The sequence below is a fragment of the Pseudoalteromonas sp. MB47 genome (assembly GCF_011319765.1).
In the GTDB taxonomy this organism is placed as follows: domain Bacteria; phylum Pseudomonadota; class Gammaproteobacteria; order Enterobacterales; family Alteromonadaceae; genus Pseudoalteromonas; species Pseudoalteromonas simplex.
Map to the genome: position 1 here is coordinate 78,306 of NZ_VFBD01000031.1, position 15,298 is coordinate 93,603.

The following is a 15,298-nucleotide window of genomic DNA, read 5'->3' on the forward strand; positions in this document are numbered from 1 at the left end:
ACCATGAGCAGTAAGTTAAAAAAAACACAACACTCTAAAATCGCTTTATTACTAACAGGTGGTGGCGCGCGAGCGGCTTATCAAGTTGGTGTGCTTAAAGCGATAACTCAAAGCATGCCTCGTACAGCACCGCTGCCCTTTACTATTATTAATGGGACATCAGCTGGCGCAATTAATTCCGCTGCATTAGCATGTTATGCATCCTGTGCACATTTAGCATGCAAAAAACTTGAATGGGTGTGGAAAAACTTTTCGACTTCTCAGGTTTATAAAAGCGACTTTTTAAGTGTGTTTTTGCATATTACCCGCAACATGCTTACAAGTTTTCAATCTGAACATATAAATCACCCACCAGCGAGTTTGCTGAACAATAAGCCGCTGCGAAAACTGTTGCACGAAATACTCGATTTATCACGTATCGAACGAAACCTGCATAAAAATTACCTAGATGCAGTATCGATTACTGCTTCGAGCTATACCACAGGTGACTCTGTGGCATTTTTTCAGTCACTTACACAAAAGCCGTGGCGCAGAGCAAAACGTGAAGGACAGGCAACCCGCATAAATGTTGAGCACTTAATGGCGTCGAGTGCCATACCTATGGTGTTCCCAAGTGTGAATGTGTATAACCACTATTTCGGCGACGGCTCTATTCACCAACTTTCGCCACTGAGTCCGTCGGTTCATTTAGGTGCTGAAAAAATCTTTATTATTGGTGTTGATGAACCAAAAGAATTGCATCCGCCGGGTTATCAGCCTCATTACCCTGGCCTTTCGAATATTGCAGGCCACTTACTCGATAGCGTCTTTACCGACACGCTACAGTCTGATTTAGAGCGTTTACAACGTATCAATCGCACGCTGAGCCTATTACCTGCCCGTGACAAACACCAAGAGCTTAAACAAATTGAAACTTGCGTGATCAATCCATCGCAAAACTTTAATGCAATCGCAGCTCAGTTTTATGATGACATGCCTATGGCAATCAAAGTGTTACTACGCATGATAGGCGTGAAGAAACGTTCGCAATCGAGTTTAACGAGCTACTTACTGTTTGAAAAACGTTATACCCAAAAGCTCATTGAAATTGGCTACCAAGATGGCCTTAAAAAGCTACCTGAAATTCGTAAATTCTTAGAGCTGGAGTAGCTAATAGCTACTCCATACCGTCGAGTAAAAACCGTTCTACCCGCTCTACTCGGCGAGGCTTACCTTGCAACACTAAAATATCACCTGCCAATAAAATAGTTTGTGATGAAGGCGCGTCAATTTCACGGTCTTGTCGGCGCAGCGCTCTAACCGACACACGGCGCTGCTCAAGTTTAAGCTCACTAATTTTCTGATTAACCGCATAAGCGTGTTCTGGCAGAGCTATAACATGTAAATACTCAAGCCTATCTGAACTGGCCTCTTCACCATCGAGTTTATCGCCAGTGAAAAAGCCATTTAAGAACTTATAACGGTTGCGCCGCTCTTTACTAACACGGCGTATGATCCGTGTCATCGGCACACCAGACATATAAAGTACATGCGAAACTAACATTAAACTTGCTTCAAGGGTTTCTGGTACCACCTCAGTAACACCGAGTTCTTTAAGCGTTTCCATTTCGGTATCATCGCGCATTCGTACCAATATCTTTACATCAGGTGCTATTTGTTTGATGGCATCAACAACTATTTGCGTTTGCTCAAAATCGGTAAAGGTAATAATCACCAACCTTGCACGCTCAACGCCCGCTGATTTTAAAATATCTTTTTGATTCACATGGCCAAATATAACTGGTTCACCAGCCGCTTTCGCTTCTTGCAATAAGATAGGGTTACTTTCGACCGCGACGTATTCAATTGCTTCTGGCTTTAAAAAGCGCGCAACAGTTTGCCCAACACGGGAGAAACCACAAATAACGACATGATTTTGATACAAAGGACTACTTGTCGCAGGCTGCTGCCAGTACTGTCCTGTATGGCTTAAAAGGCCAAGTTTTTTGAGAATAAGCGGTGTTTTTTCAATTAAGTAAGGCGTTAGCGCCATCGAAAGCACGCCAACTGCAATTAAAAACGAAGCTTGCTCTGAGCTTATTAACAAATGCTGAGAAGCAAGTGCAATTAACACAAAACCAAATTCCCCCATTTGCCAAAGCATAATACCCGCTGATACCGCATCTTGCTTTCGCTCCCCCATCACTTGCGCAGCAATCGCAAGCACCGCTATTTTAAATAGCAATAAACCAATTAATACCGCGATGATCCAGTACCAACTATTAAGTACATAAAGCACATCTAGCTGCATACCAACAGTCACAAAGAATAGCCCCATTAATATATCGCGAAATGGTCTAATATCGGCTTCTAGTTGGTGACGATAATGGCTTTCTCCTAACATCATGCCTGCTAAAAATGCGCCTAACGCCATCGATAAACCAAATAGGTAAGTCAAGCCTGCGGCAAACAAGGCAACCAATAAAGTCGTTAGCATAAATAGCTCATCGGTTCTTACCAGCGCTATTTCGCTAAACACTTTAGGCAAAATCCATTTACCTATGCCGAACAATAAAATACACACTAAAGCACCTTTAGTAAGTGCAAAAGCCAATGCACCGGCAATTTCTTCAGAGCCACTTTGGGCTAGCAAGGGGTAAACAATGAGCAGAGGGACAACAGCAATATCTTGAAACAGCAACACCCCTATTGCCAACTGGCCGCGGCGCTGGTTTAAATCTCCAGATTCTTTAAGTAGCTTCACCACCACCGCTGTTGAAGACAGCGCCATTAAACTAGCAATAGTAAAACCGTTTAAAAGGCTGTGCTCTAGCAGCAGTAAAATTAGCATAAACACTATGCTGGTCACCACGACCTGTAAGGAGCCAAGGCCAAATACAATATTGCGCATTGCCATTAAACGCGGCAATGAAAACTCAAGCCCTAAGCTAAACAGTAAAAACACAATGCCGAGCTCAGCAACAAAGTGCATTTCATGGCTTTGCGCCATCCAGCCAATACCATGACTCCCTGCCAGTACACCTGTCGCAAGATAAGCAAGAATGGGTGGTAAACCAATTCGCTTGAAAAACCAAACAAATAATACGGCAGCGACGAGCAAGCCAAACACTTGGATCAGCACATTTTGCAAGCAATCAACTCCCTAGACTTGGTGACAAAACTGGTTTCTCTTTTAAATATAGCAACCATCTGTTTTTCGGCCAGTTTAAAAATATGGCACAAATCTCGCTACATGGGGGTATCTAAACACTCCGGGGGGAGAATTATCATGGAAAATGTCCATATTTTGACGCAGCGGGTGTCTGCTCGAGGCGAGTTTCTGCCGTTTTCGGCAGAGCATTACCGAATAAATGAAACAAATAGTCCACACGATTTGGTCGCAAAGTTACAAACCACGTTATCAATCGAAGAAATTTTGACTATTTTTGCCGAGCACGCAAAGCAACTAATCAACTTATCTGGCTTACAGTTCCAATCTGCACTCGGAGTGTCACAAAGCGCAGGCAGCGATACCAGCCAAACACCGTACTCTTTTGATTTAGATATCGAAAGTGAACGCTTAGGGCAGCTAATTTACTTTAGTCAGTTCCCTATGGGTAAAGCGATTGAAGCAAAATTAAAGCAGCTTCATACTGCCCTCGTTTACCCATTACGTAATGCGCTTATGTACACCCGCGTATTACGTTTAGCGACTAAAGATGCGCTAACAGGCTTAAATAACCGTAGTCAATTTAATGACAGCTTGGCACAAAAGCTAGAACGTTGCCGCCGTCAACATCGCCCATTTAGCTTAATGTTGCTTGATTTAGATAACTTTAAACAAGTAAACGATAACTTTGGTCATAAAATTGGCGATGATGTGTTACAAGAATTTGCTAACGTACTGCGCAGTAGTGTGCGCGGCACTGACTCGATTTTCCGCTTTGGTGGAGATGAGTTTGCATTATTAATCGATGACCCTGAGTTTACCACCAATAAGGTGATAGCTGATCGCATTATGAGCTTAGTTGCTAACTCAGGGTTGATGGCTCAATATGATGTAACATCAAGCATTGGTTATACGCTAGCCAACAACCAAGACTGCGAAAACGAAGTGTTTGCCCGTGCTGACAAGGGCCTCTATAAGGCAAAAGCAGCAGGAAGAAACTGCGCAAGAGCTTACTAATTGAGTAAAAGCCTAGCATCCCCCGCTAGGCTTTTTTGTTTATAAGTTTATAACCAAATAATACTAACCAAAAACCAGCGAAGAAGCCGCTTAATAAGTAAAGCAAGGCAGCCATAGTGGTAAGGGGCGATACCATCACTAATGCCAGCGGCGTAAGCACGCCCAATATAAAGAAAATACCGCCTTTGCCTGACCAGTAACCTAGCAGCAATAATGAGCATACTAGGCCGCCAGCTAGTGCATAAAAAAGTGTATTTATTGTCAGCTCTGTATAAGCAAAACCAGCAATTACAGCCACTAGCACCGACAACGCAAAGCCAAGTGGTGCTTTATTAACTAGTGATAAACCAACATGTGGTTGTTCACTCATAGATTGTCTCCCAAAGAATTCCATCTTCAACACTGTGCTGCTCACTAATAAAGTAGCCAACTACTTGCACAAGTTGATCGTTATAAAAAATAAGTGGTGTCTGCGCACGTAACCAAGGAGCTACTTTGGCATCTTTAAACCAATGTTTTAAGGTGTTTGAGCCGGGTTTATGCAAAGGTTTTATACGCGCTTGTGGCTTATTAAATTCAACCCTTACTTGCTCATCGGGCTTTGGTTTTCTAATGCCTTTACCCGCTTTCACTATTAGTTTTCGGCCATCTGTCAGTTCAAAACTCTGTAAAGCAATATTCATCGCCTCAGGTATTGCCTGCTCTTTTACAAAGTACCAATGCTGCTGATGCCGACGAACATCGCCGCTTTGCAAACAAATTTTTAACTGGGCATCGGTTTTTGCTGTTAAGCCTTGTTCAATAATTTGCTGTAGCTGATTCTCTGAAGGTAGTTGATGGGTAAACTGATTCAGCCACGCACGCACAAGGTTTGCTTGTCTAGGCTTACTAAACCCCGCTATTGCCTCACAGCTTAAACCACCCTGTGAATTTTGGCAGTGTGTAAGGTCGCTTTGCGTATATTCATCGAGCAGTGATTGCTGCTTTTGTAACAGCCGAATACTACGCGCTGCACTTTTTTCAAACCCTTGAAAACGCTCAGTTAAAATAGGCAAAACTTGATGACGTAAAAAATTGCGGTCAAAGCGCTCATCAACATTTGAATCATCGGTGATATGGGTAATAGCAAATTCACTGGCAAATTGTTCAATTTGCTCACGAGTGATATTAATCAGCGGTCTAAAACATACACGCCCAGACGCTAATAATCGCGTTTGTGGCATTGATGCTAAGCCTTGCAAGCCTGAGCCGCGCTTTAGGCGAAGCAAGAAGGTCTCAAGTTGATCATTTAAGTGCTGACCAAGCAGTATCACACTACCTGATATACAGTTTTCGTCGAGTGCTTGGTATCTTGCTTCTCTTGCTTGTGCCTCAAGTGATGTACGCGAACGCTCAAAAATTTCAACGTGCACCGCTTTAAATGCGACATCGAGCTCTTCACATAGCGATTGGCAAAACCCTTGCCACTCATCAGCATACTTGCTCAAACCATGATTAACATACACAGCTTCAATTTTAAGTTCTGAGTGCTGCTGTTGAGCTTGCTTCATTAAATGTAACAATACAACCGAATCAACACCGCCAGATAAGGCAACGCTAAAGCAACTTTGCTGAGCGTTCAGCAAAGGCTGCAATTGTGCTAAAAAATGGTGGTATAAATCTGATGTTTGCATTAAAAACCAATGAGTATACAAGCGTCTGTGTTATCGGCATTATAAAACAAAAAAAGCCGCAAAAGCGGCTTTTTTCAATTTTAAGCTGTGTTTAGCAATAGCCAAACGACATTAAACGTTTGTAACGCTGATCAAGCATTTCATCTAGTGAAAGGCCTTGTAAGTCAGCTAGGTCACGCTTAAGTTGGTTTTTAAGGTTACGCGCCATCGCATCGTAATTACGATGTGCGCCACCAAGTGGCTCATCAATTACGTTGTTGATTAAATCAAGCTCTTTAACACGTGCAGCTGTTACACCCATGGCTTCTGCAGCTAATGGTGCCTTGTCTGCGCTTTTCCATAAGATTGATGCACAACCTTCTGGCGAAATTACAGAGTAAGTGCTGTATTGCAGCATGTTAACGCGGTCGCCCACACCAATTGCTAATGCACCACCAGAACCACCTTCACCGATAACAGTACAGATAGTTGGTACTTTTAATGCGGCCATAACTTTAAGGTTACGCGCAATTGCTTCACTTTGACCACGCTCTTCAGCGCCAACACCTGGGTATGCACCTGGAGTGTCGATAAATGTCATGATTGGCATTTTGAAACGCTCAGCCATTTCCATTAAGCGTAATGCTTTACGGTAACCTTCTGGCTTTGGCATACCAAAGTTGCGTTTAATTTTTTCAGCCGTGTCACGCCCTTTTTGTTGGCCAATAACCATCACTGGTTGACCTTCAAAACGTGCAACACCACCTAAAATAGCTGGGTCGTTAGCAAAAGTACGGTCGCCTGCTAGTTCGTCAAATTCCGTGAAAATGCGCTCGATGTAATCACGAGTATAAGGACGCAACGGATGACGGGCTAACTGAGAAACCTGCCAAGCACCTAATTCAGAGAAAATTTTCTCTTTCATTTCAGCACTTTTCTCTTTTAATCGACTGACTTCCTCTTCTAATCCAAGGTCTAATTCGCCAGCGCGGCTTACATTTTGTAATTCTTCAATTTTTGCTTCTAATTCAGCGATTGGAAGCTCAAAATCAAGATAATTGAGGCTCATGCTCTAAACTACCTAATTAGTTAAATTCTAGTTCTACATCTTGCGCCGCCATCAGCGATAACTTGTGAATTAAGTCATCACTCGGCGTAACACACCATTCGGTTCCTAAAGTAATCTCAGCCAACGCATCCGGACGTTGATAGAATACTTTAATAGGACAAGTACCAAACTTATAAGGTTCCAGCACTTTTTGTAAATTATCGAAGAAGTTCGCCTCGATCTGCACCATATTCAAGGTCATTTTAATCGCTTTTATACGTTTTTCTCGCGCCTGTGCGATGGTGCATATGTCTCTAGCGGTCATTGTAATGCCACCAGAGAAGTTATCAAAGCTGACCTGTCCAGATATTACCAAGATATTGTTTACTTGCAGCAAATCTTGGTACATTTCAAACTGTTCTGGGAATAAGCGTACATCAATACGGGCACTCTTGTCATCTAAAGTTACAAGACCCCATCGATTTCCCTTTTTGTTTATCAAGGTACGAGCAGAAATCACTAAGCCTGCAGCCGTTGACTGCACATCGCGGTTAGTGGGTTGTAAATCGACCAGCCTTCCTGATGTATAATGCTTTAACTCTTTACGATACTGATTAATTGGGTGGCCAGTTAAGTACAGCCCTAAAGTTTCTTTCTCACCGTCTAGCCACTCATTGTCGGTTAAATCTGTGGCTTTAATAAATGCTTGTTCAACTTCATCTGGCTCTGTAGCAAGTAATCCAAATAAATCTGCCTGCCCAAGTGACTCAGCCTTATGGTGCTGATCGGCCGCCCGCATGGCATCTTTTAAGCTTGCGAGTAAGGTTGCACGGCCAGGCTGGGTTTTATCTGGGCCAAGTTGGTCGAGCGCTCCGGCATAAATAAGCTTTTCAACAACACGCTTGTTTAAACGCTTTAAGTCAACACGGGCACAAAAATCAAATAAGTCCTTAAACGGGCCACCTTCGCTACGAGCTTCTAAAATAGCTTCAACAGGCGCCTCACCAACTCCTTTAATGGCACCGATACCGTAAACAATTTCACCTTGTAGATTAACCGTAAACTTGTACTCACCGGCATTGACATCTGGCGGTAACAAGGTCAGTTTCATGTTTTCACATTCATCTACCAAGGTAACAATTTTATCGGTGTTATCCATATCTGCCGACATTACCGCAGCCATAAACTCTGCTGGGTAGTGGGTTTTCATCCACAGCGTTTGGTACGATACTAAGGCATAAGCAGCTGAGTGAGATTTATTGAAGCCATAACCTGCGAACTTCTCTACCAAGTCGAAGATTTTCATTGCAAGTTCGCCGTCAACTCCGTTTTTAACAGCGCCTTCTTCGAAGGTTGAACGTTGCTTTGCCATCTCCTCTGGCTTTTTCTTACCCATCGCACGACGCAGCATATCAGCGCCACCTAGCGTATAACCAGCCAGTACTTGGGCAATTTGCATTACTTGTTCTTGATAAAGAATGATACCGTAGGTTGGCTCAAGGATTGGTTGCAAGCTATCGTGTTGCCACTGCGCATCTGGGTAAGATAACTCTTCGCGGCCATGCTTACGGTCGATAAAGTTATCTACCATGCCTGATTGCAATGGACCAGGGCGAAATAGTGCTACCAGTGCGATCATATCTTCGAAGCAGTCGGGCTTTAGACGACGAATAAGGTCTTTCATACCACGAGATTCGAGCTGGAATACCGCGGTGGTTTCGGCGCGTAGCAGTAACTCAATACTTGGCTTATCATCAAGTGGAATAGCGTTGATATCAACGGGCTTTTTACCCTCACGAGCTAAGCGCTCGTTAGTCATATCAAGTGCCCACTGCAAGATGGTAAGTGTTCTAAGACCTAAGAAGTCAAACTTTACTAAGCCTGCTGTCTCAACGTCATTTTTATCAAATTGCGTTACCGGGAATTTACCCTCATCATCACAATAAAGAGCGGCAAAGTCAGTAATTGTGGTGGGTGATATTACAACACCACCAGCGTGCTTACCCGCGTTACGTGTACAGCCTTCAAGGATGCGACACATATCAATAAGCTCTTTGACCTCTTCATCACCGTCGTAGGCTTCTTGTAAACGCGGCTCAACATCAAACGCTTTAGCCAAGGTCATGCCCGGATCGCCCGGTACTAGTTTAGAAATACGATCAACAAAGCCGTAAGGGTGACCAAGTACACGGCCTACGTCACGGATAACCGCTTTTGCAGCCATGGTACCAAAGGTAATGATCTGAGATACCGCGTCACGACCATAAAGTGCCGCTACGTGATCAATTACCTCATCACGCCTATCCATACAGAAATCGACGTCGAAATCGGGCATTGAGATACGTTCTGGGTTCAAGAAACGTTCGAATAGTAAGTCAAATTCGAGTGGATCGAGGTCGGTGATCTTCAGTGCATAAGCAACCAATGAGCCAGCACCAGAACCACGCCCTGGACCTACCGGAATATTGTTATCTTTACTCCACTGAATGAACTCCATTACGATCAAGAAGTAACCTGGGAAACCCATTTGGTTGATTACGTCGAGCTCTATTTTCAGACGCTCATCATACTCGCCACGTTTTTCTTTTCGCTCTTGCTCATCTGGGAATAAAAACTGTAAACGCTCTTCAAGACCATCTTCAGAGACCTTAACCAAGAAGTCTTCAATTTTTAGCGAACCGGTTGGGTAATCTGGTAAGAAGTAAGTCCCGAGCTGCACGGTCACATTACAGCGCTTAGCAATTTCAACAGTGTTTTCTAGCGCTTCAGGAATATCGCTAAATAGCTCAGCCATTTGCTCAGCCGTTTTAAGGTATTGCTGCTCAGAAAAACGTTTTGGTCTACGTTTATCTTCTAGGGTGTAACCGTCATGGATTGCTACGCGGATTTCATGGGCTTCAAAGTTTTCTGGCTTTAAAAATACTACTTCGTTAGTTGCCACTACAGGTAACTGCTCTTTTGCGGCAAGCTCAACAGCTAGGTGTAAATAGTCTTCTTCTAAAGCACGTTCCGTACGAATAAGCTCAATGTAATAATGATCGCTAAAATGTTGCTTATAAAAGCTAACGACCGATTCTATAAGCCCAGGGTTACCTTTTAATAGGGCTTTACCTAAGTCGCCATCTTTAGCGCCAGATAATAAAATTAGGCCACTTTTGTGCTCCACTAGCCATTCACGGTCAACCACAGGCCGGTGAAATAAATGCCCTCGTTGGTATGCTTTAGAAATCAACAAGGTGAGGTTTTTATAGCCTTCGTTATCTTTCGCTAAGATGGTAATTCGGCTAGGTTCATCTTCAAATTCAGGGCTTCTGAGCCAAAAATCTGCGCCGACAATAGGCTTAATACCTGCGCCATGGGCAGCACCATAAAAACGCACCAAACCACATAAGTTCATCTGGTCGGTGATAGCCAACGCAGGCATTTGCAGCTCTTCTGCTTTAGCGACAATTGGCTTAGTTTTAGCTAAGCCATCCACCATAGAGAAATCTGAGTGAACACGTAAGTGAACAAATTGCGGCGCAGGCATTACTGTTGCTCTCCTTTTAACGCCAAAATGCGCTGAACAGGTTTAAAGCTCTTACGATGCTCTGCAATTGCCCCGTATTGTTCGAGTGCCGCAAAGTGCGCTTTAGTTGGATAGCCCTTATGACCTGCAAAGCCATAGTCAGGATAACGCTTATCAAGCTCAATCATTTCTTCGTCACGGGCAACTTTCGCTAAAATAGAAGCCGCTGAAATCTCTTCGACTAGGCTATCGCCTTTTACTACCGCCTGTGCTGGCACAGTTAATTGACTAGGCACACGGTTACCATCAATAAAAACAAACTCTGGCTTTACACTTAAGCCTTCAACCGCGCGACTCATCGCGAGCATGGTGGCATGTAAAATATTTAGCTCATCAATCTCAGTTGGGCTACAACGCCCAATGGCATAGCACAGAGCTTTTTCTTTTATTTCTGCCGCTAATAATTGACGTTTTTTGTCTGATAACTTTTTAGAATCGGCTAACCCGGCAATGGGTTTATTTGGGTCCAGTATTACCGCAGCAGTTACAACATCACCGACCAATGGACCACGGCCAACTTCATCTACACCAGCAATATAATTAACATTCGGTCGTTCAATTTGCATTTAGTAACTCCGCGACTGCTGCTGCAGCTTGTTCATTGGCATTTAATCTAATGTTTTTATGTATGGCTAAAAAGCGCGCCTTTAGTTCGCTGTTATCCGTATTCAACATAGGTGTTAGCGCAGCCGATAGGTTTTCAACATTACACTCAGTTTGTAGGTACTCTGGGACGAGTTCTTCATCGGCTAATAAATTAGGCAACGAGAAATACTTAATGTTAAACGTGAATAAGGTTTTGAAAATCCAGTAACTCAATGGCTTAATTTTATAACCCACAACCATCGGCTTTTTATACAGCATACCTTCAAGTGTTGCGGTTCCTGAGGCAAGCAAAATGGCATCAGCGGCTTGCATTGCAAGGTTTGACTGACCATCCAATAATTGCAGTTTTAGATCAGGGGCTGTTTTTTCTAAAATCTCACAAAACTGTGCTTTTCGTTTTTCATTGACTAACGGCACCACAATTTTAAGATCAGGATTTTGCGCTTGTAATTTCGCCGCTGTTTCAATGTAAGTTTCGCTTAAAAGCCCTACTTCAGAACCTCGACTACCAGGTAGTAATGCAAGCACTTTATCAGTTTGTGCCAATCCAAGTTGATTACGAGCCTCGGTTTGGTCGTGCTCAAGAGCAATATCATCAGCCAGAGTATGACCCACAAACGTACAAGGTACATCGTGCTTATCATAAAAGGCTTTTTCGAACGGCAATAATGCCAACACTAAGTTAGTGGCGGCACTGATTTTATGAATGCGTTTTTCGCGCCACGCCCACACTGACGGGCTAACATATTGTACTGTTTTAATACCCGCCTCTTTTAGCGGCTTTTCAACACGTAAGTTAAAGTCAGGGGCATCTATACCAATAAATACATCTGGTGGGTTATCGATAAAATGCTGCACCAATTGTTTGCGTATTTTTAGTAGGCGCGGTAATCGGCCAAGTACTTCAACTAAGCCCATTACAGATAATTCGTCCATATCGAATAATGTTTTACAGCCAGCCGCTTGCATACGCGGGCCTGCAATCCCCTCAAATATGGCATCTGGAAAACGGCGTTTAAGTGCTTTTACTAGCCCTTCACCTAAAATATCACCTGATAACTCACCTGCCACCAAGGCAATACGTAACGGCTTTGTTTGTTCTTTCATTCGTTGATAATTCGCAACTTTTGGCACTAATAAAAATGAGTTTACCGTGTTTTAGCAGTCGGATAAATGTCACACGAGTAATTAATACTAGAATTTAAATAAGTGCTTATTCATTAACCTAGGTAACCAGCTAAGAAAGTAAACAATTAATTTTTTAGCCGAGAGAATACCTATAAGTGAGTAATCTTTTTGTTCTATAAAAACTGGCTAAAAGTTTTTGATAAGGTAATTAATCGATTGAAAAGTTAAGCTTTAATCTCTAGTCTGTAGAAATGATGAACAATTATTTAATCTTATTTTCTTATTTTTCTATTGACTAAAATGGATACAAGGTTAATATTCACAAAGTTTCAATAATTACTGAAACTTCATAACCAATAATTTGTCGTGTCTACCGCACTCGCTAACAAGGAGCTAAACAATGATAGATGAAACATTTGTGGATCTATCGCGATTGCAGTTTGCAATCACTGCCCTCTTTCACTTCCTATTTGTTCCCCTTACTTTAGGTATGACGTGGATTTTGGTGATCATGGAATCCGTTTACGTGATGACTGGTCGCGAAATTTATCGTGATATGACTAAATTCTGGGGTAAGTTATTTGGTATTAACTTTGCGATTGGTGTGGCGACAGGTCTAACCATGGAGTTTGAGTTTGGTACCAACTGGTCTTACTACTCTCACTACGTGGGCGATATTTTTGGCGCACCGCTAGCGATTGAAGGCTTAATGGCATTCTTTTTAGAGTCAACCTTTGTCGGTATGTTCTTTTTAGGTTGGGAGCGACTAACAAAACGTCAGCATTTAGCTGCAACTTTCCTTATGGCTCTAGGTACTAACCTATCAGCTTTATGGATTTTGATTGCCAATGGTTGGATGCAAAACCCTGTAGGGGCTGAGTTTAATTATCAAACCATGCGCATGGAAATGACAAGCTTTGCTGAACTGGTATTCAATCCCGTCGCACAAGTTAAGTTTATTCATACCGTTTCGGCAGGGTATGTTGCAGCATCTATGTTTGTACTGGGCATTAGTAGCTGGTACATCCTAAAAGGTCGCGATCTTGCTTTTGCTAAACGCTCGTTTTCGGTTGCTTCTGGGTTTGGTTTAGCGTCTATCCTTTGTGTTATTTTACTTGGTGATGAATCTGGCTACGAAGTTGGCGAGGTACAAAAAGTTAAACTCGCAACCATTGAAGCTGAGTGGCACACCGAAGAAGCCCCTGCTGCATTCACTCTGGTCGGTATTCCTGATTCAGAAGAGCAAGTCACCCACGCTGCTGTTAAAATACCTTATGCACTGGGCATTATTGCTACTCGCTCTATTGATGAACAGGTAACGGGTATTAAAGATCTAGAAAAGCAACACGAAGTACGAATTCGTAATGGCATGGTTGCATACGAATACTTAGAGAAGCTTCGAGGTGGTGAAGACACTCCAGAAAACATTGCAAAATTCGATAGCTTAAAAGACGACCTTGGCTATGGTTTACTACTAAAACGCTATACGCCTAACGTGGTAGATGCCACAGAAGAGCACATTCAAAAAGCAGTGAAAGATTCGTTCCCTAAAGTTGGTCCTATGTTTTGGTCCTTCAGAATTATGGTCGGTTGCGGTGTGATCATGCTTGGCGTATTCGTGCTTGCATTTTATTACAACGCGCACCGCATTATTGAGCAAAAACGCTGGTTATTATGGGCTGCGGTATGGAGTATTCCACTGCCGTGGATTGCCATTGAATTTGGTTGGATTGTTGCTGAATATGGCCGCCAACCATGGGCTATTTCAGAGATTCTACCAACCTTCTTGGCAACCTCATCTCTGACGGTAAACGATTTACTTATCAGCATTACTGGCTTCATTATCTTTTACACAGGACTTGCTGCTGTAGAAGGCTGGTTAATGCTGCGCTTTATTAAACAAGGTCCAAGCTCGCTTCATACTGGTAAATATCACCATGAACTTGCTAAAGCAGATTCACTTGCAAGCCAAGGAGCTCAGTCATGATTTTTGATTACGAAACACTAAAACTAATCTGGTGGCTGTTAATTGGTGTATTACTGATTGGCTTTGCAGTGACCGATGGCATGGACATGGGTGTGGCAATTTTGCTTCGCCTAGTTGGTAAAACCGATGTGGAGCGCCGTACTGTAATTAACACCATAGGTGCTCACTGGGATGGTAACCAAGTTTGGTTCATCACCGCTGGGGGTGCACTATTTGCTGCTTGGCCTATGGTATACGCGGCCGCGTTCTCTGGCTTTTACTTTGCTATGATGCTGGTGTTATTTGCGTTATTTTTCAGACCGCTTGGTTTTGATTACCGCTCAAAAATAGACTCACCACGCTGGCGAAACAACTGGGATTGGGGCCTATTTGCTGGCAGCTTTATTCCCGCTTTAGTATTTGGTGTGGCATTTGGTAACTTATTACTGGGCGTGCCTTATCATATCGACGACCTACTGCGTGTCAGTTATCAAGGTTCATTCTTTGCGTTATTAAACCCATTTGCCATTGTTGTTGGCCTAGTGAGTGTACTAATGCTGGTTGGTCACGCAGGTATGTGGTTACAACTTCGTACTGATGCAGAGGTTGCTAAACGCTCAGCACAATATGGTCAATATGCACTGATGGCGTTTATTGTGTTGTTTGCCTTAGCAGGTGTGTGGGTATCGCAAATTGACGGTTATAAAATCGTTAGCATGGGCGATACTCAAGGTTTTGCAAACCCGCTTGGTAAAACAGTCACACAGGCACCGGGGGCATGGCTTGATAACTATACAAAAATGCCATTAACCATGCTGTTTCCTGCCCTTGCATTCGTGATGGCGGCACTGGCAATTGTATTATCTAAATTACAAAAACCAGCAATGGCATTGGCTGCGTCAAGCTTAATGCTTGCAGGCGTGATTTTAACAGCGGGTATGTCAATGTTCCCGTTTGTAATGCCTTCGAGTAACAACCCAAATATTAGTTTAACTATGTGGGATGCGGTTTCGAGCCATATGACTCTCAACGTGATGTTTATTGCAGCGGTTATTTTTGTACCACTTATTCTTATTTACACAACGTGGTGCTATGTGAAAATGTGGCGCAAAGTAACCATCAGTGAAATCGAAAACAACACGCACGGTAGCTACTAAGGAGATTT

At 43.0% G+C, this 15,298-nt stretch carries 11 protein-coding genes; 4 read left to right on the forward strand and 7 right to left on the reverse strand.

The genetic code is table 11. The annotated features are described in order from the left end of the window. The first annotated feature begins 3 nt into the window (after nucleotides 1-3). Nucleotides 4-1,149 carry a patatin-like phospholipase family protein gene (locus IMPJCBKJ_RS18555; protein WP_138599329.1) on the forward strand — a complete coding sequence of 382 codons (1,146 nt, stop codon included), beginning with the start codon at nucleotides 4-6 and terminating at the stop codon, nucleotides 1,147-1,149. A gap of 7 nt (nucleotides 1,150-1,156) precedes the next feature. Here the strand turns inward: IMPJCBKJ_RS18555 and IMPJCBKJ_RS18560 are convergent, their stop codons facing one another. Then, the gene (locus tag IMPJCBKJ_RS18560) at nucleotides 1,157-3,130 is read right to left on the reverse strand and encodes a monovalent cation:proton antiporter family protein (RefSeq protein ID WP_166341540.1); all 1,974 of its coding nucleotides are present in this window, start codon (nucleotides 3,128-3,130) and stop codon (nucleotides 1,157-1,159) included. Between the two features lie 138 nt (nucleotides 3,131-3,268). On the opposite strand from IMPJCBKJ_RS18560, the gene IMPJCBKJ_RS18565 reads away from it, so the two are divergent. Continuing rightward, the gene (locus IMPJCBKJ_RS18565; RefSeq protein WP_054553099.1) at nucleotides 3,269-4,165 is read left to right on the forward strand and encodes a GGDEF domain-containing protein; all 897 of its coding nucleotides are present in this window, start codon (nucleotides 3,269-3,271) and stop codon (nucleotides 4,163-4,165) included. A gap of 25 nt (nucleotides 4,166-4,190) precedes the next feature. On the opposite strand, the gene IMPJCBKJ_RS18570 is transcribed toward IMPJCBKJ_RS18565, so the two are convergent. From IMPJCBKJ_RS18570 to lpxB, 6 genes are all read right to left on the reverse strand, one after another. Then, nucleotides 4,191-4,535 (reverse strand): hypothetical protein, encoded by a 345-nt coding sequence (locus tag IMPJCBKJ_RS18570; protein ID WP_166341542.1) that lies wholly within the window; start codon nucleotides 4,533-4,535, stop codon nucleotides 4,191-4,193. Then, nucleotides 4,528-5,838, reverse strand: coding sequence for a tRNA lysidine(34) synthetase TilS (gene tilS / locus IMPJCBKJ_RS18575; protein ID WP_166341544.1), 1,311 nt, complete (start codon nucleotides 5,836-5,838; stop codon nucleotides 4,528-4,530). Before tilS ends, IMPJCBKJ_RS18570 begins: the two co-directional genes overlap by 8 nt. A gap of 91 nt (nucleotides 5,839-5,929) precedes the next feature. After that, the gene (gene accA / locus IMPJCBKJ_RS18580) at nucleotides 5,930-6,886 is read right to left on the reverse strand and encodes an acetyl-CoA carboxylase carboxyl transferase subunit alpha (RefSeq protein ID WP_054553102.1); all 957 of its coding nucleotides are present in this window, start codon (nucleotides 6,884-6,886) and stop codon (nucleotides 5,930-5,932) included. A 16-nt stretch (nucleotides 6,887-6,902) separates the two neighbouring features. Then, a complete protein-coding gene (gene dnaE, locus IMPJCBKJ_RS18585; protein ID WP_054553103.1) occupies nucleotides 6,903-10,394 on the reverse strand; it encodes a DNA polymerase III subunit alpha in 3,492 nt (1,163 codons plus the stop codon). Continuing rightward, nucleotides 10,394-10,999, reverse strand: a complete 606-nt coding sequence (gene rnhB / locus IMPJCBKJ_RS18590) for a ribonuclease HII (protein ID WP_054553104.1) — start codon at nucleotides 10,997-10,999, stop codon at nucleotides 10,394-10,396. Before rnhB ends, dnaE begins: the two co-directional genes overlap by 1 nt. Next, complete coding sequence (gene lpxB / locus IMPJCBKJ_RS18595) at nucleotides 10,989-12,146, reverse strand: lipid-A-disaccharide synthase (protein ID WP_054553105.1); 1,158 nt, start codon at nucleotides 12,144-12,146, stop codon at nucleotides 10,989-10,991. The genes rnhB and lpxB overlap by 11 nt, the downstream gene beginning before the upstream one ends. Before the next feature lie 421 nt (nucleotides 12,147-12,567). Between lpxB and IMPJCBKJ_RS18600 the strand changes: the two genes are divergently transcribed. Then, nucleotides 12,568-14,154: a cytochrome ubiquinol oxidase subunit I gene (locus tag IMPJCBKJ_RS18600; protein WP_054553106.1), complete on the forward strand. Its 1,587-nt coding sequence runs from the start codon at nucleotides 12,568-12,570 to the stop codon at nucleotides 14,152-14,154. After that, nucleotides 14,151-15,290 carry a cytochrome d ubiquinol oxidase subunit II gene (gene cydB / locus IMPJCBKJ_RS18605; RefSeq protein ID WP_138617138.1) on the forward strand — a complete coding sequence of 380 codons (1,140 nt, stop codon included), beginning with the start codon at nucleotides 14,151-14,153 and terminating at the stop codon, nucleotides 15,288-15,290. Before IMPJCBKJ_RS18600 ends, cydB begins: the two co-directional genes overlap by 4 nt. Nucleotides 15,291-15,298: the final 8 nt, after the last annotated feature.

Bases quoted from the DNA above. Each gene is read 5' to 3' on its own strand.
- IMPJCBKJ_RS18555 (WP_138599329.1), top strand. From the start codon at position 4: ATGAGCAGTAAGTTAAAAAAAACACAACACTCTAAAATCGCTTTATTA.
- dnaE (WP_054553103.1), bottom strand. From the start codon at position 10,394: ATGCCTGCGCCGCAATTTGTTCACTTACGTGTTCACTCAGATTTCTCT.
- IMPJCBKJ_RS18600 (WP_054553106.1), top strand. From the start codon at position 12,568: ATGATAGATGAAACATTTGTGGATCTATCGCGATTGCAGTTTGCAATC.
- cydB (WP_138617138.1), top strand. From the start codon at position 14,151: ATGATTTTTGATTACGAAACACTAAAACTAATCTGGTGGCTGTTAATT.
- accA (WP_054553102.1), bottom strand. From the start codon at position 6,886: ATGAGCCTCAATTATCTTGATTTTGAGCTTCCAATCGCTGAATTAGAA.
- tilS (WP_166341544.1), bottom strand. From the start codon at position 5,838: ATGCAAACATCAGATTTATACCACCATTTTTTAGCACAATTGCAGCCT.
- IMPJCBKJ_RS18570 (WP_166341542.1), bottom strand. From the start codon at position 4,535: ATGAGTGAACAACCACATGTTGGTTTATCACTAGTTAATAAAGCACCA.
- IMPJCBKJ_RS18565 (WP_054553099.1), top strand. From the start codon at position 3,269: ATGGAAAATGTCCATATTTTGACGCAGCGGGTGTCTGCTCGAGGCGAG.
- lpxB (WP_054553105.1), bottom strand. From the start codon at position 12,146: ATGAAAGAACAAACAAAGCCGTTACGTATTGCCTTGGTGGCAGGTGAG.
- rnhB (WP_054553104.1), bottom strand. From the start codon at position 10,999: ATGCAAATTGAACGACCGAATGTTAATTATATTGCTGGTGTAGATGAA.